Below are 21,375 nucleotides of genomic sequence, written 5' to 3'. Positions count from 1 at the left end.
AAGATGCGGTGTGACATTCGGCAGGAGGGCGCAAGCCGATTCGACCGCCGCTTCGGGTTGGACGGACGGCCGCCGCTCCGGCTACAAGCGCGGCCAAGGAGAGCATCGATGATCGAACGGATAATCAGCCGGCGCACGCATGATCTGGGCGGCGGTTTCGAAGTCGGGCGGGTGCTTCCGTTCCATGCCCGGCGCATGGTGGGGCCCTATATCTTCTTCGACCATATGGGGCCGGTCGACCTTCCCGCCGGCATTCCCCGCACGCTCGATGTGCGGCCCCATCCGCACATCGGCCTGTCCACTGTCACCTATCTCTATGATGGCGCGCTGACGCATCGTGACAGCGTGGGCTCGCACCAGGAAATCCGCCCGGGCGAGGTCAACTGGATGGTCGCGGGGCGCGGCATCACCCATTCCGAGCGCTTCGAACATGCCCGCGCGCATGGCGCGCGCATGCACGGTATCCAGGCCTGGGTGGCGCTGCCGGTCGAGGATGAGGAGACCGATCCCGATTTCCACCATTTCGCCGGCGCGGATCTGCCGACATGGGAGGAAAAGGGCGTGAAAGGGCGGCTGATCGCGGGCGAGGCGGAAGGGATGAAGGCCGCCGTCAAAGTCCATTCGCCGCAGTTCTACATGCATTGGGACATGGCGGCCGGCGCGGCGCGCATCCTGCCGGCCGAACATGCCGAGCGGGCGGTCTATGTCGCCGCCGGCTCCGTGGAGATCGCCGGCCAGCCGTTGCGGACCGGGCAGATGGCCGTGCTGGAACCGGGCCGGGACGTGCCGGTTTCGGCCAGCGAGGCGGCCACGGTGATGGTGCTGGGCGGGGCCCCCCTGGGCGAACGCTTCCTGTTCTGGAACTTCGTTTCGTCTTCGAAGGAACGGCTGGAGCAGGCCAAGGAGGACTGGCGGCAGCAAAGGATGAAGCTGCCCGATGGTGACGACCAGGAATTCACCCCGTTGCCGCAATAGCCGCCGCCGGGATCGACGGCCCGTTCGCTTCACGGCGTGGCGGTGGGCCGATAGCGTGGCGGTTCGCGTCGGTGCGTCGCCTGTTCATAGGCATAGCCGGCGCTCAGAAGCTCGGCTTCGGACCAGGCCGGTCCGATGAACGAGAGGCCCACCGGCAGCCCCTGCACCAGCCCCATCGGCACGGTCAGGTGCGGGTAGCCCGCGACCGCCGCGAGATCGCCCGCCCCGCCGTCGCCGAAATGGTCGCCATTGACCAGATCGGTGGTCCACGCCGGGCCCGTCGTCGGCGCGACCAGCAGGTCGAGGGTGTTTTCGCGCAGCAGCCGGTCGATGCCTTCGGGGCCGGCCAGCCGCCGGCTTTGCTCGCGCGCGGCGCGATAGGCGGGATCGTCCAGCCCGCGGGTCGCCTGTGCGTCTTCGAACAGGCCCTGATCGAACCAGGCCATTTCGGCGGCGGCGTGGGCCCGGTTGAAGGCGATCACGTCGGCCAGGGTGCGCGTGCGCACGGCGGGCGGCGTGGTCGCCAGATAGGTGTTGAGGTCGGCTTTCAGCTCGGTGATCAGCACGGTGGTTTCGGCATCGCCCAGCTTGTCGCGACCGGGCAGGTCGGCGATGTCGATCAGGGTCGCGCCGGCGCCGCGCAGATCGGCCAGCGCCGTTTCGAACACCGCTGCCGTCTTGGGGTCGGAGCCGATGGCGAAGCGCAGCACGCCGATCCGCTTGCCTTTCAGCGCATCGGGCGAAAGCCGCGCCGCATAGTCGGTGGGGTGCGCGTCGGCTCCGGCGGTCGCCGGATCGGCGGGATCGGAGCCGGCCATGGCGGTCAGCAGCAGGGCGGCATCGCGCACGTCACGCGTCATCGGTCCGGCGGTGTCCTGGCTGTGCGAGATCGGCACGATCCGGTTGCGCGAGACCAGGCCCACCGTCGGCTTGAGGCCGACAAGGCCGTTGATCGCGGCCGGGCAAGTGATCGAGCCATCGGTTTCGGTGCCGATCGCGGCCGCGGCCAGGCTGGCCGCGCCGGCGGCGCCGCTGCCCGAACTCGATCCGCAGGCATTGCGATCGAGCGCATAGGGATTGCGCGTCAGGCCGCCCACGGCGCTCCACCCGCTGGTCGAGCGACGCGCGCGGATATTGGCCCATTCGGAAAGATTGGTCTTGCCCAGGATGATCGCCCCGGCCGCGCGCAGCCGCGCGACGAACGGCGCGTCACGCAGCGTCAGGTTGTCCTTGAGCGCCAGGCTGCCGGCCGTGGTCGGCATCGGGTCGGCGGTTTCGATATTGTCCTTGATCAGCAGGGGAATGCCGTGCAGCGGCCCGCGCGCCTTGCCGGCCCGCCGCTCGGCATCGAGCCGGTCGGCCTCGGCCAGCGCTTGCGGATTGACCGCGATCACGCTGTTGATCGCGGGCCCCGCATCGTCGATCGCGCGAATCCGCGCCAGATAGGCTTCCACCAGCGCCCGCGCGCTGGTCCGCCCGGTGGCCAGCGCCGTCGACAGATCGGCGAGCGAGCGTTCCTCGACCGCCAGTTCTCCCCTCGCGGGCGCGGTTTCCTTCGCCGTCGCCTCGCTTGCCGCCAGAGTCCCGGCCATGATCGCCGCGAGGGCGAGACGCAGGGGAGCCTTCTTCATGGTTTCACGCCATCCTTGCCAAGCCGGTCCCGCAGATTAAGGGAACTCGACGGCAGGCACCAGCGCGCGCAGGGGGCAGTCGCCCGAAGGCGAAATTCACGATCTTTCGAAAATTGCCTGGTGCGGTCGAGAAGACTCGAACTTCCACGGGCTTTCGCCCACAACGACCTCAACGTTGCGCGTCTACCAATTCCGCCACGACCGCTAAATCAACGGGATCGGAGCAAGCCCTCGGTCCCGTGGCAGGAGGGGGCCCTTAGCAAAGGGTTCGGGGGGCTGCAAGCGGTCATCCGGCATTGCGCGGAATTTGCCCGGCGTGGCGCGAAGGCGGTGCGTCAGCCCGGCTTCCAGCCGATTTCGGCAGCGGTCGCGGACTTGGGCACGTCGGTGACGGCTTCGTTGATGGTGATCGATTCGCCGGGCCTCAACTGGCGCTTGGGCGGGACCACTTCCCAGCTGTAGACGATCCGGTCACGCGCATCGCGCAGCACGATCAGGATCGTGGGCACGTTGCGCGTCTCGCGCCCGATATTGCTGATCGTGCCGCTGGCGCCGAAGAATTCGGTGCCGTTGGGCAGCGTGCGGCGATCCTGCCGGTTGGGCGGGAAATCGAGCTGCAGGTCCGTCTGCGCTTCGGCGAAAGTGGCGTGGGGCAGCGGGATCGGCAGCCAGGCGGGAATGCCGCCCCAGCCGATCGCGGCGGCCAGCCCCAGCGCGACCACGGCGAAGACCACCGCCGCGTAAGTGCCCAGGCGCGACCAGTTGCGGCGCGGACGGAACGGTGGCGCGTAATCGAAGCTGGACGGGCCTTCGTCCGCATAGGCGACCGATTCGGTATCGTCATAGACCGGCGGCGGGGCCACCCGTTCGAAGCGGGAGGCGACCGGCGGCTCGCTGAAGCCGGGTTCCGCTTCGGGCTCGGGCGGCGGCGCGACCGGAGGCGAAGGCGGAGGCGAGGGTGGCGGCGGCGCCGCGCGGGGAGGGGGCGGAGCGGGCGGCACGGCCGGTTCCGGCGCGGCGGCGGCCCGGTCCCGCGGCAACTCGCCGGGCTCGGCGGCGTATTCGGGCCCTTCCTGAAACCAGCTATGGCGGCACTTGGCGCATCGCACTGTCCGCCCGTCGATCCCGATCGCGCTGTCCGGGACGGCGTAACGCGTTGAACAGGCAGGGCAGGCGATAATCATGACACTTTCCGTAAAGCATGACTGCCGGCTTAGCGACAAGCGTTCGGGATTGGGGATGAGCGCCCTATGCCCTTTTTTCCACATTCATTGACGGCTATAGGCCTGCACGGGTCAAATAGAGGCCACATAAAGAAAGATTGATGAGTCTGAACGCCGACGGGGAAATCATTCACTTCGACAACGTCGGCCTGCGGTATGGCACCGATCGCGAAGTGCTGAGCGATCTGTCGTTCACGCTTTACCCCGGCAATTTCTATTTCCTCACCGGCGCGAGCGGCGCGGGCAAGACTTCGCTGCTCAAGCTGCTGTACCTCGCGCAGCGCCCCTCGCGGGGGATGATCCGCATGTTCGGCGCCGATGCGATCACCCTGCCGCGCAGCCGGCTGCCGGCGCTGCGGCGGCGGATTGGCGTGGTGTTCCAGGATTTCCGGCTGGTGCCCCACTTGTCGGCGTTCGACAACGTGGCCCTGCCGCTCAGGGTTTCGGGCATTGCCGAGCGTGATCTGGAAAAGCCGGTGGCCGATATCCTGGAATGGGTGGGGCTTGCCGGCCGGCTCGACGCGCGGCCCGCGACGCTTTCGGGTGGCGAGCAGCAGCGCGTCGCCATTGCGCGCGCGCTGATCGGCCGGCCCGAGATGCTGGTGGCCGATGAGCCGACCGGCAACGTCGATCCCGAAATGGCGGTGAAGCTGCTGCGGCTGTTCGAAGCGCTCAATCGCCAGGGCACCACGATCGTGGTGGCCACCCACGATGTCCACTTGCTGCAGAAAGTGCCGGATTCGCTGATCATGCGGCTCGACAAGGGGCGGCTGTCCGATCCCACCGGCGCGCTGCGCTATCCGCCGCGCAGGGCCACGCCGTGATCGGCGCGACCCGTTCCGGGCAGAACCGCGCGGCGCGGGCCGGATCGGGCCCGTCGCTGTCGCGCGCGCGCCGGCTGTTCGTCGGCAGCGATACCGATCTGGTGCCGCAGACCCGGCTTTCCGGGCCGATGCCGTGGGTCATCGCGATCATGGTGGCGCTGACCGTCATCGCGCTGGCGGGCGGCCTGTCGCTCGGCAACGCGGTGGTGGCGGCGCGGGCCGAGCTGGAAGGCGGCGTCACCGTCCAGATCGTCGAGGCGCGCGCCGAAGTGCGCAAGGCCGAGGCGCGGGCTGCGCTGGACGCGCTTCGGGACATGCCCGGCGTGGTTACGCTGCGGCTGGTACCCGATGAGGAAGTGGACGCGTTGATCGAGCCGTGGCTGGGCGACGGGCTGGAAAGCGCGGTGGGCTCGGCCGTGCCGGTGCCCGCGCTGATCGACGTGCGTTTCGATGGCCCAGCCACGCGCGCGCGACTGGCGGCGGTGCAGGCGCGGCTGGCCAAGGTCGCGCCTTCCGCGCGAGTCGATGCCCAGTCGAACTGGCTGCGCCCGGTGTTCGACGCGATCGTCTCGCTGCAATGGCTGGCGATCGCGCTGGTGGCGCTGCTGGCGGCGGCGCTGGCGGCGGCGGTGCTGCTGGCCGCGCGCACCGCGCTGGGCACCAATCGCGATACGATCGAGATCGTCCACTTGCTGGGCGGCACCGACGCGCAGATCGCGCGCGTGTTCCAGCGTTCGATCGCGATCGACGCGATGGCGGGCGGCCTTGTCGGGCTGGTGCTCGCGGTGGTGGTGATCCTGTTCCTGGGCCGCCGCTTTGCCGGGCTGGGGGCGGGCATGGTCGATAACGGCGCGCTGGGGCCGGGCGACTGGGTCCTGCTCGCGCTGGTTCCGGTGCTTTCCACGCTGCTGGCGATGATCACCGCGCGCCTGACGGTGGTGCGCGCGCTGCGCAAGATGCTGTAAGCCACGGCCCATGTACCGCCGCATCGCCGCCACGCTGTTCCTGATCTGGATTCTCGGCTTCCTGGCCTTCGCCATCGTCCTGCCCGGGCCGGCCGACGGCACGCGCAGCGATGCCATCGTCGTGCTGACGGGCAGCGGCGGACGCATTGATCACGCACTGGGGCTGCTGCGCAAGGGGCTGGCGCCCCGGCTGCTCGTCTCGGGCGTGGACCGCGAGGTCCGGGCCAGGGAATTCGCGGCGGAATACAACGTGCCGGCCCGGCTCATGGCCTGCTGCGTCACGCTGGGCTATGACGCTTACGACACGCGGTCCAACGCGGTGGAGGCGGCACGCTGGATCGGTGCGCGCAAGGCCAGGACGGTGCGGCTGGTCACGTCCGACTGGCACATGCGCCGCGCCTCGCTGGAACTGGGGCGCGAGCTGCCGCCCGGCGTAACGCTGCTGCGCGATGCGGTGCCATCGCGCCCCACGCTGCGCAGCCTGTTCCTGGAATACCACAAGTTCCTCGCGAGCTACCTTGTGGGCCTGTGGAAGCGCTGATGCCGGTGCGTTCGGGGGATATCGCGCGCAGCCTGGCGTTTTACCTTGCCTTCTATGGCGGCACGCTGGGCTTCGTGGCGGCGGCCTTCGCGGCCGGCGTGATCGGGCCCGAGCCGTTCGCTCGCGTGGTCGATAGCTGGGCGCGCTATCACCGCTGGTGCGTGGAGCGGCTGCTGGGCATCCGCGTGGCGGTCGAAGGGACGATGCCGCAAGGGCCCGTGCTGGTCGCGGTCAAGCACGAGAGCTTCTTCGAGGCGATCGACACGCCGGTGCTGATGCATCGGCCGGCGGCCTTTCCCAAGGTGGAACTGGTGCGCATCCCGCTGTGGGGCCGGGCCGCCCGGACCTATGGCGTCGTCGTGGTTGAGCGGGAGGAAGGCGCGAAGGCGCTGCGCGCGATGATCGCGGCGGCGCGGGTCTATTCGGCGCAAGGGCGCCCGCTGGTGATCTTTCCCGAAGGCACCCGCGTGCCCCACGGGCAACGCGCGCCGCTGCAATCGGGCTTTGCCGGGCTTTACAAGCTGATCGGCCTGCCGGTGGTGCCGATCGCGGTCGATAGCGGGCCGCTGTATCACCGGCGATGGAAGCGGCCGGGCACGATCACGTACCGCGTGGGCGAAACGATCGCGCCGGGCCTGCCGCGCGAGGAGATCGAGGCAAGGGTGCTGGACGCGATCAACGCGCTGAACGGCTGAGCCCGGCTCGGTATCCGTGGCACCGCCGGAGCGAGGGGGCGGGTGGAGACATGGCCATGGAGCGCGATCGCGCCTGCGCCAGCCTTCAGGCTTCCGTCACTTCCACTATCTGGCTGTTCATGATCACCGTGCCGTAGCTGGTCAGGAACGAGACGTCCGCCGCGTCGCGGCCGATGCCGATCTTGGCTATGCGGCCGGACGAGGACATGCCGGTGGCATCGACGACGTACCACACGTTGTCGAGGAACACTTCGGCCACCGCGTGGAAATCCTGCGGCTCCACGCCGATGCCATAGACGCTGGCGAAGCGCGCCGGGATCGCGCTGGCCCGGGCCATGGTGATCATCAGGTGCGCGAAATCGCGGCACACGCCGTGGCGGTCCACGAATGTCTCCATCGCCCCGGTGAAGGCATTGCTGCTGCCGCTGGCATAGACGACGTGCTGGTAAATCCAGTCGCGCATGGCGGCGATGCGGGCGCCGCCGGCCAGATGGCCGAATTCGGCCTCCACCAGCATCAGGAAATGGTCCGAAGGGCAATAGCGCGAAGGCAGCAGGTATTGCACCGTCTCGCCCGGCAGGAAGTGGGGCGGCACGGCCGCGAGCTGGCTGATATCGGCATCCAGCCGATCGATCTCCACCTCGCCGGTGTAGACCACCTTGAGATTGCCCTGAAAGCGCAGCCAGATGCGATCGCCGATCGCGTCATGCCCCGGGACGCGCGCGAAATGCTGGGCTTGCGGCAAGTCGATATGCGCCGCCAGCACGCGCTGTTCGGGGATGATCGCCGCTTCGATCTGGAGCAGCAGGTCGGTGGGGTTGGGGCAGTCGTAGTCGAGCTCGGTCCTGATCTTGATCTTCATGTGCGGCTCTGCGTCCCGAAGCGTGGATCTTGCCTCGACAAGTCGTGGCGCGTGCGAAAGCTCCCGAAGAGGTCAGGATTTTTCGTGGTCGCCGCGCCCGAAATCGGGTCGGCTGTCGTCCTGCCCTTCCTCGATGATCGAACGCCTGATCGCCCGCGTGCGCGCGAAATGTGAAAAGAGTGCGTCACCATCGCCCACCCGGATCGAGCGCTGGAGCGCGGTCAGGTCCTCGGTGAAGCGTTGCAGCATGGTCAGCACCGCGTCGCGGTTCGACAGGAAGACGTCGCGCCACATCGTCGGGTCGGAAGCGGCGATGCGGGTGAAATCGCGAAAGCCGCCGGCCGAATACTTGATGACCTCGCTCTGGGTCACGTCCTCAAGATCCGATGCGGTGCCGACGATGGTATAGGCGATCAGGTGCGGCAAGTGGCTTGTCACCGCCAGCACCAGATCGTGATGCTCGGCATCCATGATCTCGACATTGGCACCCAGCGCTTCCCAGAAGGCGACCAGTTCGGTGAGCTTGAGCAGGTTGGTGTGCTGCGGCGGGGTGACGATGCACCAGCGGTTGCGGAACAGGTGCGCGAAGCCCGCGTCGGGCCCCGAATTCTCGGTGCCGGCGACGGGGTGTGCCGGGATCACCGTGTGGTTGGGCAGCGCTTCGCTGAGCGCCCGGGCGATCGCCTGCTTGGACGAGCCGACATCGCTGACCAGGCAATCGGGCGGCAGCACTGCGGCGATTTCCGCGGCCGCCTGGCCCATCGCGCCGGGCGGCACGCAGAAGATCACCAGGTCCGCCTCGCGCACCGCCTCGATCGCGGTGGGGCAGACCCGGTCCACCAGCCCGCGCTCGGCGGCGCGTTCGCGCGTGGCGGGGTTGATGTCATAGCCGGTGGTGGTGGTGCCGGGCAGGTAGGCGCGCACCGCCAGGCCGATCGAGCCGCCTTCGAGCCCCAGCCCGATGATCGCGACGCGCGCGAACATCAGCGCGCCGCTTGCGCCATGTCGCGCAGCGCGGCGGCGATGGCGTCCATGTCGCGCGCGTGGCCGATGGTGATGCGCAAGGCTTGCGGCAGGCCCTGTCCGGGCAGCCAGCGCACGATATAGCCGCGCTCGGCCAGTCCCTCGTATGCCGCCTCGGCGCTCAGCGCGCCTTCGAACAGGATGAGGACGAAATTGGCTTCGCTCGGCAGGGCGCGCAACCCGTGATTGCCCAGCGCGGCGATCGCGGCGACGAAGCGGGCACGTTCGTCGCGGTTGTGCAGCCGGCTGCGCTCGACGAAATCGGCGTCGCCCAGCGCGGCCAGCGCCATCGCCTGCCCGGTGCCCGAGACGTTGAACGGCCCGCGGATGCGGTTGAGCGTCGCGATCAGGCCCGGCGCGCCAGTGCCCCAGCCGATCCGCTCTCCGGCCAGGCCGAAGATCTTGGAGAAGGTGCGCGTCACCAGCACGTTTTCGTGCGCCAGGGCCAGCGCCATGGCGCCGTCTTCGTCCTCGGGCGCGAGGTATTCGCCATAGGCCTGGTCGATCACCAGCAGGACATCGGCGGGCAGGGCGGCGTGCAGCCGCGCGATCTCGCCACGGGGCAGGTAGCTGCCCGTGGGATTGTTGGGATTGGCGATGAACACCACGCGCGTCCGGTCCGTCACCAGCGCGAGCAGCGCGTCCACATCGGTGCCGTAATCGGCATCGGGGGCAACCACCGGCGTCGCGCCGCAGCGTCGCGCGGCGATGTCGTAGACCGAAAAGCCATAGCGCACGTAGATCACCTCGTCGCCCGGCCCGGCATAGCCTTGCGCGGCGAGGTTGAGCAGCTCGTCCGATCCGGTGCCCATCACCACGCGCGCCGGATCGATGCCGTGGCGCGCGCCGATCGCGGCGCGCAGCGCCTTGCTGTCGGGATCGGGATAGAGCGAGGGCAGGGGCGCCCGGGCGCGCGCGGCCAGCGCCAGTTCGCTGGTGCCCAGCGGATTCTCGTTGGCCGAAAGCTTGATCAGCGGGCGCCCGTCCTTGCCCGTCGCCTTGCCGGGCACATAGGCATGGATCGCCTCGATCCACGGCTTGGGCTGCGGGACGATGGTGGAGGCTATGGTCTTGGTCATGACGGTGCGGCCTTTAGCGAAGCGGCCCCGCAAATGACAGCCTTCGATTGACAGCCTGTGATTGACAGGGGCCGGGGCGAACCCCAATTGCCGGGTCACCATGGCAAGCGCCACCATCATCGAGCCGAGCGCGGTCCTGACGCTCCCCCAGCCGCTGGTCCTCGATGGCGGCCAGCAGCTTGAGGAGGTGCGCATCGCCTATGAGGCTTACGGCACGCTCTCGCCGGCGAAGGACAACGCGATCCTCGTCACCCACGCGCTGACCGGGGACCAGTATCTCGCCAGCCCGCACCCGATCACCGGCAAGCCGGGCTGGTGGTCGCGCATGGTCGGGCCGGGCAAGCCGATCGATACCGACAAGTTCCATGTGATCTGCGCCAATGTGATCGGCAGCTGCATGGGATCGACCGGCCCGGCCAGCCTCGCGCCCGATGGCGCGCCTTATGCCATGCGCTTTCCCGTCATCACCATTCGCGACATGGTGCGCGGCCACGTCGCGCTGCTCGACGCGCTGGGGATCGAGAGCCTGCACGCGGTGGTCGGCGGCTCGATGGGCGGGATGCAGGCGCTCAGCCTGGCGGCGAACTTCCCCGAGCGCGCGCGGGCGGTGATGGTGATCGCTTCCACCGCGCGGCATTCGGCGCAGAACATCGCGTTCCACGAAGTCGGCCGGCAAGCGATCATGGCCGATCCCGCCTGGCGCGACGGCGACTATTACGAACACGGCAAGGGCCCCGAAAAGGGCCTGTCGGTGGCGCGCATGGCCGCGCATATCACCTACTTGTCCGAAGCGGGGCTGACCGACAAGTTCGGCCGCCGCCTGCAGGACCGCGCCGAGAAGACCTTCGGGTTCGATGCCGATTTCCAGGTGGAAAGCTACCTGCGCTATCAGGGGCTTTCGTTCACCGGCCGGTTCGATGCCAACTCCTATCTCTACATCACCCGCGCGATGGATTATTTCGATCTGGCCGAAGAGCATGGCGGCCTGCTGGCCCATGCCTTCGCGCGGACCAAGGCGCGTTTCTGCCTCGTCAGCTTCGATACCGACTGGCTCTATCCCACCGCCGAATCGCGCAATGTGGTCCACGCGCTCAATGCCGCGGGACTGCCGGTCAGCTTCGTCGAGCTGTCGGCGCCGTTCGGGCACGATTCGTTCCTGCTCGATGTCCCCGCGCTCGATCGGGTGGTCGAAGGGTTCCTGGGATGATCGCGCTTTGCGACGATCCCGCCCGGCTTGATCGTGCGCGCGTGCATGGCTGGCTGGCGTCCAGCTACTGGACGCCAGGCATCGCGCGCGATGCGGTGGAGCGGCAGATGGCCGGCTCGCACAATCTGGGCGCCTATCATGGCGAGCATGGCCAGGTGGGCTATGCCCGCCTCATTTCCGACAAGGCCAGCTTCGCCTGGCTGGCCGATGTCTGGGTGGCCGAAGGGCATCGGGGCGAAGGGATCGGCCGGCGCATGGTGGACTGGTTCCTGCGCCATCCCGACTATGCCACTGTGCGCCGCTTCGCCCTCGTCACCGCCGATGCCCACGGGGTCTATGCCGGGCTCGGCTTTCACGCGCCGCTGCGGCCCGACCGCTATATGGAGCGCCTCTCCGCCGAATTCGCCGCGCTGCAGGCGATCGCGGGATGACCGCCACCTTGCGCCCCGATCTTGCGATCATCGCCGCCAACGTGGCCGATGGCGCGCGCGTGCTGGACGTGGGCTGCGGGGACGGCACGCTGCTGGCCGCGCTGCGCGACCAGAAGGGATGCGACGCGCGCGGCATGGAGATCGATCCGGCCAATGTCGGCGCCTGCGTGGCGCGCGGGCTGTCGGTGATCCAGGGCGATGCCGATCGCGATCTGGCGTTCTATCCCGACCAGTCGGTGGACTACGCCATTCTCAGCCAGACCTTGCAGACCACCATGCGGCCCGACAAGGTGCTGGAGGAACTGCTGCGGATCGGCCGGCACGCCTTCGTCAGCTTTCCCAACTTCGCGCACTGGCGCGTGCGGCTTTCGCTGCTGTGGGGCGGGCGGATGCCGGTGACGCGGCTGCTGCCGGTGGCCTGGTACGAGACGCCCAACATCCACCACCTGACGGTCGACGATTTCCGCGCGCTGGTCGATGAACGCGGGATCAAGGTGGAGGACGCCTGGTTCCTCTCGGGCGACACCCGCTGCAGCCCCGCCGCCGCGAACCTGCGCGCCGAACACGCGGTGTTCCTGCTCTCGCGGTAGGAGAATTCCTCCCCGAGCAAGATTTGCTTATCCATTGACCAGCAGCACGCTGTCCTTGCGTGCGAGGCTCCACAGGCTGAGGCCGGCGGCGCGCGCGCGTTCGACCGCGAGCGTGGTGGGCAGCGACACGGTGACAAGGCTCGTCGCGCCGGCCTTCACCGCTTTCTCGACGATCTCATAGCTGCACCGCGCGGTGGACAGCACGAAGCCGGGTGTCAGCGGCTGGCCGGCCCGCGCCATCGCGCCCACCAGCTTGTCGAGCGCGTTGTGCCGCCCCACATCCTCGCGCACGCAGGTCAGCGTGCCATCCGCCGCCGCATAGGCCGCCGCGTGCGCCGCGCCGGTCCGGGCGCCCAGCGTCTGGCTGGGGCCGAGCGCGGCGCGGGCGCGGAAGATCGCGGCGGGCTCGATCGCGTCGTGCGCGGGCACCGGCGGCAGGGGGCGCGTGACGGCTGCCAGGTTGTCGATGCCGCACAGGCCGCAGCTCGATTCGGCGACGCGGGTGCGCACCCGCTCGCCCAGCTTCTCGGCGCCCAGGCCCGAGAGTGCGGTGCGCACGATCCAGCCGTTCTCGACTTCGGCCACGGCGATGTCGGTCACTTCGCCCGCATCCGCCGCCAGCCCCTCGCATAGCGCGAAGCCGATGGCGAAGTCCTCCAGTTCGGCCGGCGTCGCCATCATCACCGCATAGGCCAGGCCATTGAATTCGAGCGCGACCGGCGCTTCGGGCACCCAGTCGCGGGCGATGGCGATGCGGCCCCCGTCGGGCGTGACCTGAACCGCCTGCGCCATCCGCTCAGCCCATGGCCAGCCCGTGATAGGCGCCCAGCTTGTTGCCGTCCGGGTCGCGCAGATAGGCGCCGAACGCGCCGCGCGCCTGCGGCTTGGGCTCGGGATCGCCTTCGGAGGTGCCGCCGTTGGCCAGCCCGGCCGCGTGCCAGGCGCGCACCGCGTCGTCGCTGGGCGCCTCGAAGATGATCGTGCCGCCATTGGCGTGGGTGGCCGGCTGGCCATCGCGCGCCGGGCCGCAGACGAAGCGCGTGCCGCCGGGCAGGGTGTACATCACGATCGGGTACTCGGCCGGCGTCGCCGAAGGTTCGACGCCGAACGCGCCGAACGTGGCATCGTAGAAGGCGCGGGTTCGGGCCAGGTCATTGCTGCCCAGCCGCAGGCTTTTCAGGAGCATTGTTGTATCCTCTCTCGCTTGTGGGGTCAGGCCATGGCGTGCAGCGCGCACAGCTTGTTGCCGTCAGGATCGCGCAGATAGGCCAGGTACAGCTTGCCGAAGGGGAATTCGCGCACGCCCGGCGGGTTTTCGATCGAGGTGCCGCCGGCCGCGACGCCCGCCTCGTGCCAGTTGTCGACCGCCTCGGGCGTCTCCATGCCGAAGCCGATCGTGCCGCCATTGGCGTGGCAGGCTTCCTTGCCGTCGATCGGCGTGCAGATCATGAAGTTCGCCCCCTTGTGCGCATAGGCCAGCCGCCCCGCGCCATCGGGATCGAACATCAGCGGTTCCACGCCCATGGTGCCGAACACGGCGTCATAGAAGGTCTTCGCCTTGTGCAGATCGTTGCTGCCGACAGTGATATGGCTGAACATGCGTGTCTCCCGGTTGTCCGTTCGCGCGCTTTGTGTGGCGATGGCCCGGGCGGGTCAATCGCGCGCGGCAGCGCCGGAGCGAAAAATGTTCAGCGCGGCGAAAGCCGCTATGCGGGAAACCGGCAACAGCGCGCTTGCCCGCGTGGCCGAACCGGCGCGCGGCGATTTATCCACCTGTTTCGCAGGTGCGGCGAATCGCCATCGGGTGGACGCGGAGAACCCGCTTTGGCATTCCAGATCACCATGTGGCACATTTTCCAGTTCCCGCTATGCCCGTTCAGCCGCAAGGTCCGCCTGCTGATGAGCGAAAAGGGCATCGCCTACGAACTCCAGACGGCCAAGCCCTGGGAAGGGGAAGACCGCTTTTTCGCGATGAACCCCGCGGGCCGCACCCCCGTGATCAAGGACGAGGAAAAGGGTATCACCCTGTCCGACAGCCGGGCGATCTGCGAATATCTTGAGGAAACCGTCGATCGCAATCCACTGATCAGCGGCACCGCCCAGCAGCGCGCCGAGATCCGGCGGCTGATCGCCATGTTCGACGAGAACTTCTTCGGCGATGTCTCCGGCCCGCTGCTGCATGAGCGGATGAAGAAACGGCTGGTCCTGCGCCAGTCACCCGACGCGCGGATGCTGCGCGATTCGATGAAGCTGGCGCACGATTACCTCGATTACATCGATTATCTGATCGATCATCGCCCCTGGCTGGCCGGCCCGACGATGACGCTGGCCGATCTGGCGGCCGCCGCGCAGATCTCCGTCGCCGATTACCTCGGCGGGATCGACTGGTCCTCGCACGTGCAGGCGAACGAATGGTATCGCTGGATCAAGAGCCGGCCCAGTTTCCGCCCCTTGCTGTCCGAGCGGATGGAAGTGATCCAGCCGCCCAGCCACTACGCCGAAGTGGACGCGTAACGCCCATCGGCTGCGTGCTCGGGCCATTCCGAGCGGAGGCGGCGCGCGAGCCGCCTTACCCCGCCGTGGTGGCTTCGCCGAATCGCCCGTGCTTGCGGAAGGAGACCATCCAGCGATCGAGGAACAGCTCGATCGGGCGCGGATGGATGCCGAAATCGCGAATCCCCGGCAACGATCCGCTGGCCACGCTGCCGGCCTTGAGCAGATCCCACTGATCGCGCGTGATCGGTGCCCCGGGCAGCCAGCCGGTCGCCGCCGCGATTCCGCCCGAAACCGCGTCGGGCAGTTCGATGAAGCTGCGCTTGCGGCCCTGCGCCCGGGCTATCTGGCGATTGAGATCGACCATGCTGATCACTTCGGGGCCGGCGATCTCGTATGTCTTGCCGCCGTGCGCGGCCGGATCGGCCAGCGCCAGCGCGGCCGCCGCGGCCGCGTCGTCAACGAACAGCGGTTGGAGCCGGACTTGCGGGCCGAACACCGGCAGCACCGGGAACAGCGCGATCAGCCGCGCGAACATCATCACGAAATTGTCGTCCGGCCCGAACAGCAGCGAGGGGCGCAGGATCGTGGCCTCGGCAAAGGCGGCGCGCATCGCCGTTTCGCCTTCGGCCTTGGTCCGGGCATAGGCCACCGCCGAGCCGGCATCGCCGCCGATCGCCGAGACATGCACGAAAGCATTCGCTCCGGCGGCCTTGGCCGCGGCGGCGATGCGGCCCGCGCCGCTTCCCTGCAAGGCATCGAGATCGCCCGAGAAAGCGCCGACAAGGTTCACCACCGCGTCCGATCCGGCCAGCGCCGGCGCCAGCGTTTCGGGCCGCGTCACGTCGACGCGCGCGAAGGCGACCTGGCCCAGATTGCCCAGCGGCTTGATTCGAAAGGCGCGCTCGGGATTGCGGCTGGCGATGCGCAGCCGCGCGCCGCGCGCCAGCAGTTCCTGGGCCAGATGCCTGCCGAAGAAACCGCTGCCGCCCAGCACGGTGACGACCTTTCCGGCCAGGGATGCGTTTGCGCTCTCGCTCATGGTTCGATGCGTCCTTCAGGTCTTGCGCCGGCACCGGGCCAAAGGCCCGACCCGCGCCGTTCCGCATGGCTCCGCCCTTGGCACAAGCCCCGCGCCGGGGCAACCGGCCAAAGCATCCCACCCCCACGCGCACCGCCTGCCAACAAGAACCATCGAACGCCGTTGACATCCGCGCGGCCAACCCGTATCGGCGCCCACCTACCCTGCGGGGCGCCCTGAAAAGCGCACCGCCCGTGCCCAGATGGCGGAATTGGTAGACGCACCGTCTTCAGGTGGCGGCGCTCGAAAGGGCGTGGAGGTTCGAGTCCTCTTCTGGGCACCAATACTGGCTCTGGATACGTCCAGCAGCGTCCAGTAAGCGGCTGGTTTCACAGCATTTTTAGGCCGAGAATCGCCAGACACCGTCCGGCGAAATCCGGCTAAGGGCAACAGCAGCGACCACAAAAGTTGCTCCTTTTGTTGCCCTCGGATCGACCCGGCCTTGCTGGGAATACGACCATGCTGACCTACATCCAGATCAATGCCGCCAAGCCGAGGGAAAAGGCTTGGACCCTGAGCGATTCTCAAAGCCTCTATCTCGTCATCCAGCCCAACGGCTCGAAGCTATGGCGCTTCAACTACCGTTTCCTGGATAAGCAGAAGAAGCTTCATCTCGGTGGGTGGCCGACCATAAGCCTAGCCGATGCACGGGCGCGGCGTGATGAAGCCAAAAAGAAGATTGCCGAGGGCCTCGATCCGGCGCTTGAGAAGAAGCGTGCGCGGATCGCCGCGAAATATGCCGCCGCCAACACGTTCCAGGCGGTCGCCGAGGAATGGCTCGTCAAGTGCGAACGGGACGGCCTGGCGCCGGTGACCGTCGAGAAGATCCGCTGGCTTCTCGCCAAGGCCTATCCATTGATCGGCACCATCCCGATCGCGCAGATCACGCCGCATGAGGCGCTCGCTGTCCTTCGCAAGGTCGAGGCGACCGGCGCCTACGAGAGCGCACGGCGCATGCGCAGCGTCCTGAGCCGCGTGTTCCGCTATGGCGTGGCGACCGTTCGGTGCGACAAGGATGTTGCCGCCGACCTTCGCGGCGCGATCGCCGTGCCCAAGGTCAAGCATTTCGCGGCCATCACGCGGCCGTCCGAGGTCGGCGCTTTGCTCCGGGCCATTGACGGCTACAGCGGCCACAAGGTCACCGTCATGGCAATGCGGCTCTCCCCACATGTGCTGCTTCGGCCCGGCGAGCTGAGGCAGGCCGAATGGACCGATATCGATTTCGACGAGGCGATCTGGTTCATCCCTGCGGAGCGCATGAAGATGCGACGGCCGCACCGGGTGCCGCTGTCACGGCAGGTGATCGCGATGCTCAAGGAGCTTCACGAGCACACGCACTGGTGGAAATACCTGTTCCCGTGCCTCGGCAAGCCGCGCAAGGCGATGTCGGAGAATGCCGTCAACCAGGGCCTGCGCAAGCTCGGCTACACGACCGACCAGATGACCGCGCACGGCTTCCGGGCGATGGCCGCGACGCTGCTCAACGAAATGGGCGAATGGAACCCCGACGCGATCGAGCGTCAGCTCGCCCATGTCGACACCAACCAGGTCCGGCGAGCCTATGCTCGCGGCGAATATTGGGACGAGCGCGTCGTCATGATGCAGCGCTGGTCGGACTATCTCGACCAGCTGCGCGACGGTGGGAAGATCCTACGGCCAGCCTTTCCGGCGGCGCGGCGCGCCTGATCGCCGGCCGTGAGCGCCGCTGGCCAGACAGCTACCGGCACGTTCCCAAAAGCAACGCGCGCCTTGTCCTTGCCCTTTCGCCGCAATTCCGTGAGCACAAACCATGTCGAAATACATCAAGCCAACCCCGCTCGCATTACCCGAGCCCGGCGGCGTGTCCGTCGGAAGCCTGCCGCAGGCGAAGCGCCACAAGCGCAAGTTCGACGCGGTGATCACGATCGAGGATCCGGGTGCCCGGCCGAACCTGCGACTTCGGTTCGCGCCCGATCCCGGAAGGGCGCATCTCGTGCTCCAGTTCGAGGACGTCGACACCGACAGCCTCGGCATCCGCGTGGCGACGCTGGGAGACGTGGAGCGCGCGGTCGTCTTCGCGCGGGCTTGGACCGATCGCTCGCTGCTGGTGCATTGCTTCCACGGCGTGGGACGCTCCGCCGGGGTAGCGCTGGCGATCCTCGCCGACCGACTTGGTCCCGGAAATGAGGCGCAGGCGCTGGAGCGACTGCTGGCGGTCCGGCCCGAAGTCACGCCGAACTTGGTCGTGGTCGCGCTCGCCGACCGGCTGCTCGATCGATCAGGCAGTCTCGTCGCGGCGGTGGCGGCATGGGAGGCCTTCGCACCGGGTCTTGTCGAGGCTCGCGCGACACGCCTGCACTTCGCCCGGACGCGTCCCGAACTCTACGCCCGCGCCGACGATGGCATCGATCGATAGTCGACCATCCAGTTCGGGACGACTTCCGCGGAGGTTGCAATAAGCTGTCGGGTTCAAGCGAATGGCCGGTAGCCAACCTCAGCCATCCGACGCCGCTCGACTGCGGGTCAGTGCCTTCAGGCTCGCGAACTGAACCAGCGTACAGCGGCCGACCTTCACCGTGTCGATGTCGCCGGACTGGATCAGCTCGTAGATCCTCGACCGGCTGAGACCGGTGATGCGGACGGCCGTCGAGATACGCACCGTCAGGGGCTCGATCTTCTGCTCCCAGGCCCGCTCGATCATGGCCGCCCCTTGCGCGCGTCGCGCGCCCTGGCGAAGTTGCGGTCGCTCTCGAGGAACGACGTCAGCATCGCAGGGATCAGTTCGGTCACCGGCTCCTCGCGGCCATACGCCTGCGCATAGAGCGCGGCGTAATCGTTGAGGGCGCTCTGCAAGTCGGGCGTTATGGTAATGGCGAGCTTGACCGGCGCGCGATCCGGCAACTTGGCGAGTTTCAGATCCACCATTGGTCAATTCTCCGTCGCGCCGCGCCATGGCGCCAGGATAAGATCGCGGGTCACCAGAACGCGGACGGGCGCCCCTGGGCGGATCGTGACCGTCGGCTGAATGTCGAGATTGCGCTGTGTGATCTGGTCTCCGGCCCGTGCCGTATTGGATTGGGCGGACTCGCGGATGGCCTGAACGAGATCGCTTTCACCGGAGATCGACAATTCCGAGCCGACCCCGAGCAGCGTTGCGATCGCCACGCCCTTGAGAAGTGTCCATGTATGGAAATCGACCTTGTCGGCGAGCCCCGCATAGCCTGCCGGATCGGTCGTGGGCATGTTGTCCAGCCTGATCGACCCGCCATCGGGCAGGAGGAGGCGCTGCCATACGACCAGCGCGCGTCGCTGCCCGAAGGCCACGACGGAATCGTATTTGCCGATCAGGCGAGCACCTTGCGGCACCAGCAGGATATTCCCCGTCACCGTGTCGAAGACATTCTGCGTCACCTGCGCCGTGACCATGCCGGGCAAATCGGAATTCAGCCCGGTGATGAGGCTCGCCGCGATGACGCTGCCGGCGAGCACGCTGTTCGGCGAGACCGGCGCGACCAGGCTGCCGGAGTTGAGGTCGCCGTCTTTGTCGCGCGCCGAGACAAATTGCTCCTTACGGGTGCCGGCTGCGGCCGGCTGCGTTGGCTCGGTGCCTGATACGCTCGCGGCCGGATCAATCTCCCTCGAGACCGGAGCACCACGGCTCGATTGAACCTGCGCCATCAATCCCGATTCCCGTGCGGCCTTGAGTTCGGCGTGATGCTGTTGGCGCTCGGCTTCGGCAGTATCGACCCGCGCGGGCGGAGTAACGCCCTCCGCCTGTTGCTGCGCCCGCAGGATCGGCCGACCGAGGTCGCCAGGAAGCGGCGGCCCGAGCTTCGGCGCGTCGCCGTAGCTGGTCGGCAAGCCGGAGAGCGCGTCAGACGCAGGCTTCGACAATGGCTGTGACAGTTCGCTATCCTGAGCCACCTGCCGGAACACCTGCGGCTTGAGCGCCATCCAGGCGATCCCCATCAGGCTGGCCGACCCAAGCGCCGCGATGCCGATGATCGCACTCTTTCGGAATCGGATCGCACGCGCCGGGCGTGAACGGATGGCCAAGGTCTCTGGATCTACCTTCGGCGGCAAGCCCAATGCGGATGGCGCGGGTGCAGCGGTCTCCGTCATGCGCCCCTCCGCTTGGCCGATGGCGCTGTGCGGTCGATGCGAACAATCTGCTGCTTCTTGAGGCCGAGACGAAGCTCCGCGGCGTCGAAGATCCGGTCGACGATGTAGAATCGGCCGCTCAGCCGGTAGTTGACCAGCTCAGCCTTGCCCTCGCGGTCGACGAGGAACAGTGGCGGCACCTCGCTACTCGCCAACGATGCGGGGAACTCGACATAGGTCCGCTGGCCGTCGTCGAATGCGCGCAACGGACGCCATGCAGGCTTGTCGCCGCTGATCGCGTAGTTGAAGTGAAGCGTCTCGACCGAAAGTCCCGTCGCGACAGGCGCGGCGGCTCGCTCGGCATCCGCCTTGCGTCGGAGCGCCAGCAACTCATCCTGCGGATAGGTCCAGCGCATCGACGACAGCGCGGTCGCCGAAGTGCTGACCAGCCGGACATGATAAGTGCGACGGTCTGTCGTAACGACAAGATTGGTGACGAGACCGCCCGAGAAGGGCTTCACGAGCAAATGTGTTTGCTTCGTCTCGCCGGAGCCGCTGGTAGTGTCGCCGATCATCCAGCGCGCGGTATCGCCGCTCGCCACCGCGATCAGCGATTCACCGGGCTGGAGGACGATGTCGGTTACCAGTCCGGGCGCCGTGTAGGCGATATAGATCGTGCCCTCGCTCCAAGGATAGACCTGCGCACCGCCGATGAACCCGGACGGCGCCGGCCGGAACGTCGCCGCGCGGTTTGCGGTCGCGACTTGACGGATCGATCCCGCCGTTGTTTCGGGCTGGGCGAGTGCCGGCGTGGCGGCGAGAATTCCGGCAAGCGCTGGAAGGATGGCCGATTTCATGGTTGCGTCTCCTGGATGTTGATGGCCGGGGTGCCGGTCGCGGGATCGAGCGGCGACCCGGCGGGGATCGAGCTTGCGACAGTCGAGGGTACGTCCGCGGGTAACGCGGTCGGCGCAGGGCGCACGGGAGCCTCGCCGTCCAGTTCGCGGCTCCAGTCGATCGCGTCGACGTAGATGCCGAGCGGGTTCTTGCGCAGGATGTCGGCCGATGCCGGCGGCCTGGTCACGGTCGTCAGGATCGCGGTCCAGCGCTGGACGCCTGCCGGACTGCCGCGCTCGAACGCGGATTCAATCCATTTGACCTGGAATGACTTGTCCGATGCGCGCACGACGCTCGTGACCTGCACCGACACGGTCCGCTCGCCGACATTGGCGAACGGGGATGCGGCCCGGGCATAATCGCCGAGAAACTGCGCACCGCGCTTGGTCGCGAAATCATAAGCGTGGAGCCAGTCGCGGCGCATCAGCACAGGGTCGAGCGAGACCGAACGGACGTTGGTGATGAAATGCGCGAGATGCCACGCGACCTGTGGGTCGGTCGGCCGATACTCGACATCGGCGGGCTGTACCGCGCGTGCCTCGCCGAGCCTGTCGACTTCGACGACATAGGGCGTGACCCGGCTTTGCAACGACTGCCAGGCAAGGCCCGCCGACGTGCCGGCGGTGAGCACGAGGCACCCAAACGCCATCAGCCGCCAGTTGCGCGCCTGCACCCGCGCCGAGCCAATCCGCTCGTCCCAGAGCTGGCCCGCGCGCTGGTAGGGCGTCTCCGGCGTTGGCATGCGCCCGTAGCGCTGCGCACTTCGCTTGAAGAACAT

General features: G+C 67.9%; 25 protein-coding genes and 2 tRNA genes. 12 read left to right on the top strand and 15 right to left on the bottom strand.

Features of this window, described 5'->3' with window-relative positions:
* Positions 1-108 precede the first annotated feature (108 nt).
* On the top strand, positions 109-975 hold the full coding sequence (locus tag PYV00_RS12455) for a pirin family protein (RefSeq protein WP_275228588.1): 867 nt from the start codon (positions 109-111) through the stop codon (positions 973-975).
* 29 nt (positions 976-1,004) lie between these two features.
* Here the strand turns inward: PYV00_RS12455 and PYV00_RS12450 are convergent, their stop codons facing one another.
* From PYV00_RS12450 to PYV00_RS12440, 3 genes are all read right to left on the bottom strand, one after another.
* Positions 1,005-2,606 (bottom strand): amidase, encoded by a 1,602-nt coding sequence (locus PYV00_RS12450; protein ID WP_275228587.1) that lies wholly within the window; start codon positions 2,604-2,606, stop codon positions 1,005-1,007.
* 118 nt (positions 2,607-2,724) lie between these two features.
* Positions 2,725-2,811 (bottom strand) — tRNA-Leu (locus PYV00_RS12445).
* Between the two features lie 130 nt (positions 2,812-2,941).
* Positions 2,942-3,790 (bottom strand): zinc-ribbon domain-containing protein, encoded by an 849-nt coding sequence (locus tag PYV00_RS12440; protein ID WP_275228586.1) that lies wholly within the window; start codon positions 3,788-3,790, stop codon positions 2,942-2,944.
* A gap of 140 nt (positions 3,791-3,930) precedes the next feature.
* Here PYV00_RS12440 and ftsE point away from each other — a divergent pair, with 140 nt between their 5' ends.
* Genes ftsE through PYV00_RS12420 form a run of 4 tightly spaced genes read left to right on the top strand, consistent with a single transcriptional unit; the run spans position 3,931 to position 6,854 of the window.
* The gene (ftsE, locus tag PYV00_RS12435; RefSeq protein WP_275228585.1) at positions 3,931-4,653 is read left to right on the top strand and encodes a cell division ATP-binding protein FtsE; all 723 of its coding nucleotides are present in this window, start codon (positions 3,931-3,933) and stop codon (positions 4,651-4,653) included.
* On the top strand, positions 4,653-5,618 hold the full coding sequence (locus tag PYV00_RS12430) for a cell division protein FtsX (protein ID WP_428981632.1): 966 nt from the start codon (positions 4,653-4,655) through the stop codon (positions 5,616-5,618). Before ftsE ends, PYV00_RS12430 begins: the two co-directional genes overlap by 1 nt.
* A 10-nt stretch (positions 5,619-5,628) precedes the next feature.
* Positions 5,629-6,159 (top strand): YdcF family protein, encoded by a 531-nt coding sequence (locus PYV00_RS12425; RefSeq protein ID WP_275228584.1) that lies wholly within the window; start codon positions 5,629-5,631, stop codon positions 6,157-6,159.
* Positions 6,159-6,854: a lysophospholipid acyltransferase family protein gene (locus tag PYV00_RS12420; RefSeq protein ID WP_275228583.1), complete on the top strand. Its 696-nt coding sequence runs from the start codon at positions 6,159-6,161 to the stop codon at positions 6,852-6,854. Before PYV00_RS12425 ends, PYV00_RS12420 begins: the two co-directional genes overlap by 1 nt.
* An 85-nt stretch (positions 6,855-6,939) precedes the next feature.
* Here PYV00_RS12420 and PYV00_RS12415 read toward each other — a convergent pair whose 3' ends face one another.
* The 3 genes from PYV00_RS12415 to hisC form a co-directional block, all read right to left on the bottom strand.
* Positions 6,940-7,716, bottom strand: a complete 777-nt coding sequence (locus tag PYV00_RS12415; RefSeq protein WP_275228582.1) for a transglutaminase-like domain-containing protein — start codon at positions 7,714-7,716, stop codon at positions 6,940-6,942.
* A gap of 72 nt (positions 7,717-7,788) precedes the next feature.
* Positions 7,789-8,703, bottom strand: a complete 915-nt coding sequence (locus tag PYV00_RS12410) for a prephenate/arogenate dehydrogenase family protein (RefSeq protein ID WP_275228627.1) — start codon at positions 8,701-8,703, stop codon at positions 7,789-7,791.
* Positions 8,700-9,818, bottom strand: a complete 1,119-nt coding sequence (hisC, locus tag PYV00_RS12405; RefSeq protein WP_275228581.1) for a histidinol-phosphate transaminase — start codon at positions 9,816-9,818, stop codon at positions 8,700-8,702. Before hisC ends, PYV00_RS12410 begins: the two co-directional genes overlap by 4 nt.
* Before the next feature lie 100 nt (positions 9,819-9,918).
* Between hisC and metX the strand changes: the two genes are divergently transcribed.
* From metX to metW, 3 genes are read left to right on the top strand one after another with little or no spacing between them, the layout of a single operon-like run.
* Positions 9,919-11,025: a homoserine O-acetyltransferase MetX gene (metX, locus tag PYV00_RS12400; protein ID WP_275228580.1), complete on the top strand. Its 1,107-nt coding sequence runs from the start codon at positions 9,919-9,921 to the stop codon at positions 11,023-11,025.
* Positions 11,022-11,456, top strand: coding sequence for a GNAT family N-acetyltransferase (locus PYV00_RS12395; RefSeq protein ID WP_275228579.1), 435 nt, complete (start codon positions 11,022-11,024; stop codon positions 11,454-11,456). The genes metX and PYV00_RS12395 overlap by 4 nt, the downstream gene beginning before the upstream one ends.
* Positions 11,453-12,046, top strand: coding sequence for a methionine biosynthesis protein MetW (gene metW, locus PYV00_RS12390; RefSeq protein ID WP_275228578.1), 594 nt, complete (start codon positions 11,453-11,455; stop codon positions 12,044-12,046). The genes PYV00_RS12395 and metW overlap by 4 nt, the downstream gene beginning before the upstream one ends.
* A 27-nt stretch (positions 12,047-12,073) precedes the next feature.
* Here metW and fdhD read toward each other — a convergent pair whose 3' ends face one another.
* Genes fdhD through PYV00_RS12375 form a run of 3 tightly spaced genes read right to left on the bottom strand, consistent with a single transcriptional unit; the run spans position 12,074 to position 13,645 of the window.
* Complete coding sequence (fdhD, locus tag PYV00_RS12385; protein ID WP_275228577.1) at positions 12,074-12,838, bottom strand: formate dehydrogenase accessory sulfurtransferase FdhD; 765 nt, start codon at positions 12,836-12,838, stop codon at positions 12,074-12,076.
* Between the two features lie 4 nt (positions 12,839-12,842).
* A complete protein-coding gene (locus PYV00_RS12380; RefSeq protein WP_275228576.1) occupies positions 12,843-13,232 on the bottom strand; it encodes a VOC family protein in 390 nt (129 codons plus the stop codon).
* Between the two features lie 26 nt (positions 13,233-13,258).
* A complete protein-coding gene (locus tag PYV00_RS12375) occupies positions 13,259-13,645 on the bottom strand; it encodes a VOC family protein (RefSeq protein WP_275228575.1) in 387 nt (128 codons plus the stop codon).
* Between the two features lie 243 nt (positions 13,646-13,888).
* On the opposite strand from PYV00_RS12375, the gene PYV00_RS12370 reads away from it, so the two are divergent.
* Complete coding sequence (locus tag PYV00_RS12370) at positions 13,889-14,560, top strand: glutathione S-transferase family protein (RefSeq protein ID WP_275228574.1); 672 nt, start codon at positions 13,889-13,891, stop codon at positions 14,558-14,560.
* A 55-nt stretch (positions 14,561-14,615) separates the two neighbouring features.
* Here PYV00_RS12370 and PYV00_RS12365 read toward each other — a convergent pair whose 3' ends face one another.
* The gene (locus PYV00_RS12365) at positions 14,616-15,581 is read right to left on the bottom strand and encodes a complex I NDUFA9 subunit family protein (RefSeq protein ID WP_275228573.1); all 966 of its coding nucleotides are present in this window, start codon (positions 15,579-15,581) and stop codon (positions 14,616-14,618) included.
* Positions 15,582-15,816: 235 nt separating this feature from the next.
* On the opposite strand from PYV00_RS12365, the gene PYV00_RS12360 reads away from it, so the two are divergent.
* The 3 genes from PYV00_RS12360 (at position 15,817) to PYV00_RS12350 (ending at position 18,015) form a co-directional block, all read left to right on the top strand.
* Positions 15,817-15,903 (top strand) — tRNA-Leu (locus PYV00_RS12360).
* A 176-nt stretch (positions 15,904-16,079) separates the two neighbouring features.
* Positions 16,080-17,306, top strand: coding sequence for a tyrosine-type recombinase/integrase (locus tag PYV00_RS12355; protein ID WP_275228572.1), 1,227 nt, complete (start codon positions 16,080-16,082; stop codon positions 17,304-17,306).
* Positions 17,307-17,409: 103 nt separating this feature from the next.
* Positions 17,410-18,015, top strand: coding sequence for a tyrosine phosphatase family protein (locus PYV00_RS12350; protein WP_275228571.1), 606 nt, complete (start codon positions 17,410-17,412; stop codon positions 18,013-18,015).
* Positions 18,016-18,093: 78 nt separating this feature from the next.
* Here the strand turns inward: PYV00_RS12350 and PYV00_RS12345 are convergent, their stop codons facing one another.
* Genes PYV00_RS12345 through trbF form a run of 5 tightly spaced genes read right to left on the bottom strand, consistent with a single transcriptional unit; the run spans position 18,094 to position 21,375 of the window.
* Positions 18,094-18,300, bottom strand: coding sequence for a helix-turn-helix domain-containing protein (locus PYV00_RS12345; protein WP_275228570.1), 207 nt, complete (start codon positions 18,298-18,300; stop codon positions 18,094-18,096).
* Positions 18,297-18,524, bottom strand: coding sequence for a DUF2274 domain-containing protein (locus PYV00_RS12340; protein ID WP_275228569.1), 228 nt, complete (start codon positions 18,522-18,524; stop codon positions 18,297-18,299). The genes PYV00_RS12345 and PYV00_RS12340 overlap by 4 nt, the downstream gene beginning before the upstream one ends.
* Before the next feature lie 3 nt (positions 18,525-18,527).
* On the bottom strand, positions 18,528-19,721 hold the full coding sequence (locus PYV00_RS12335; protein WP_275228568.1) for a TrbI/VirB10 family protein: 1,194 nt from the start codon (positions 19,719-19,721) through the stop codon (positions 18,528-18,530).
* A complete protein-coding gene (gene trbG, locus PYV00_RS12330; RefSeq protein ID WP_275228567.1) occupies positions 19,718-20,557 on the bottom strand; it encodes a P-type conjugative transfer protein TrbG in 840 nt (279 codons plus the stop codon). Before trbG ends, PYV00_RS12335 begins: the two co-directional genes overlap by 4 nt.
* Complete coding sequence (gene trbF, locus PYV00_RS12325; RefSeq protein WP_275228566.1) at positions 20,554-21,375, bottom strand: conjugal transfer protein TrbF; 822 nt, start codon at positions 21,373-21,375, stop codon at positions 20,554-20,556. The genes trbG and trbF overlap by 4 nt, the downstream gene beginning before the upstream one ends.

It is taken from the genome of Novosphingobium album (ex Liu et al. 2023), from assembly GCF_029076845.1.
Taxonomy (GTDB): Bacteria; Pseudomonadota; Alphaproteobacteria; order Sphingomonadales; family Sphingomonadaceae; genus Novosphingobium.
This window is presented reverse-complemented; position numbering and strand designations above follow the sequence as displayed.